1 protein-coding gene is annotated in these 1628 nt (G+C 47.8%); it reads right to left on the reverse strand.

Annotated elements, in window-relative coordinates:
* Positions 1-266: 266 nt before the first annotated feature.
* Positions 267-1460 (reverse strand): glycosyltransferase family 2 protein, encoded by a 1194-nt coding sequence (locus BACCELL_RS18995; RefSeq protein WP_007213631.1) that lies wholly within the window; start codon positions 1458-1460, stop codon positions 267-269.
* Positions 1461-1628: the final 168 nt, after the last annotated feature.

Genomic DNA, 1628 nt, shown 5'->3' on the forward strand with positions numbered 1-1628 from the left:
GGAACCGAAAGGGTTTGAATTCAGGATAAAACTCACTGTATGTCACCGGAGGTAGCAGGTTCAGCAGATTCTTTCCGAGCAATCTCTCTTCGTTCATAAACCATAGGTCTACGTTGTGTACGGCCATGTCTACACAAACACCGTCCTTGTCCATGAGTATCAGGGTGTCTGATACCATGTTCAGTAGTTTTTCGGAGTTATTTGTGTCTTTCAGAATGCTTTTCATTATTTTCTTTGTATTAGATTTTTGTCGAGGTATTTCCGTCTTAACTTGCCCTTCGTGCTTTTTCCCAGGCTCCGCTTTTATTGCCTTTGCGCTTACTCAGGTAGCGGAATCCTCTTAGCACATTGATGTTCATGAAGAGGAAGTAGTAAGGGATGAAAAGAATTTTGTTTTTGATGTGTTTCCTGGAGAGGATATATCCCCAGATTCCCATCAGGTAAAACAAGATTTGCAGTCCCAGTATAACGGCGTAGAACAATGGTTGTGCGGTGGTGAAAAGTAGCGCTACGTTGAGAGGGAGCAACAGGAACAATAGGATAGGAGTGATGGACCATCGCAAGACACGATGGGATACGTATTGGAAATTGAGCAGACCGTAGCGGAAAGGATTCAGCAGCGGGCGCAAACGCCAGATGGACTGTAAGCCTCCGGCGGCGATGCGTACTTTGCGCTTTTCTTCTTCCTGCATATCGGCGGAGCCGCTTTCGGTGGCATAAGCCGCGGCACAGTAGGCGATGGTGTAGCCACGCATGGCGATGCGGAGGGAGAGGATGAAATCATCGAGTAGTGTGTCCGTCCGCATGTCTTCGAACAACTCCCGGCGTACGGCAAACAGCTCTCCGGCAGCGCCTACGGCTGAGTAGAGCCGTGAGTCGAGTGCTTTCAGGGTGGATTCATATTTCCAGTAAATGCCTTCTCCTCCTGATGCGGCATTGTCTTTGCTTTGCATGGCAATGCGTTTTTCGCCTGCCACGCAGCCCACTTTGGGGTTGACAAAAGCATGGACGATTTCGCGCAATGCTTCCCGGTTCAGGTGGGTATTGGCATCGGTGAATACGACGAGTGGTGTTTTCACGAACTTCATTCCGCGGTTGAGGGCGGCGGTTTTTCCTTGTCGTTCGGGTTGGTGGAGGACGGTGGCACGGGGCCAGTGGGAAAGCCGTTCGTTGGTGTGGTCGTTGCTGCCGTCCGTGACCCAGAATATTTGCAGTTTGTCTGCGGGGTAATCCAGCGCCAGGCAGTTCTGCATCTTTTCGTCCACCACGTCTTCCTCATTGTAAGCTGCGATGAAGAGTGTGACTTCGGGCAGTTCCTCGTCAGCAGGCATGGGGTAGTGTACCGGTTTGCGGAAAGTTTCTTTAATTTTGACCAGAATGTATAGCACAATTCCGTATCCTATATAAGTATAGAATACGATAAACAGGCTTATCCAGAATAATATCTCGAAAGTTCTCATTGTGTAATGTCCTCAGAGTTGTTTGTTCAAGGTAAACAAAATATTTCTCAAAAGTATGGATAATCTTTTACTGATGCAAGAAAAGAGAGAAAAATAAATAACGGAAAGGATAAGGGGGGGAGATGCTGGCGGGAGTTGTTTGTTTGTAAACGGGTCATGATAATAATT

Origin of the sequence: Bacteroides cellulosilyticus DSM 14838 (assembly GCF_000158035.1) — a bacterium.
Classification (GTDB): domain Bacteria; phylum Bacteroidota; class Bacteroidia; order Bacteroidales; family Bacteroidaceae; genus Bacteroides; species Bacteroides cellulosilyticus.

Bases quoted from the DNA above. Each gene is read 5' to 3' on its own strand.
- BACCELL_RS18995 (WP_007213631.1), bottom strand. From the start codon at position 1,460: ATGAGAACTTTCGAGATATTATTCTGGATAAGCCTGTTTATCGTATTC.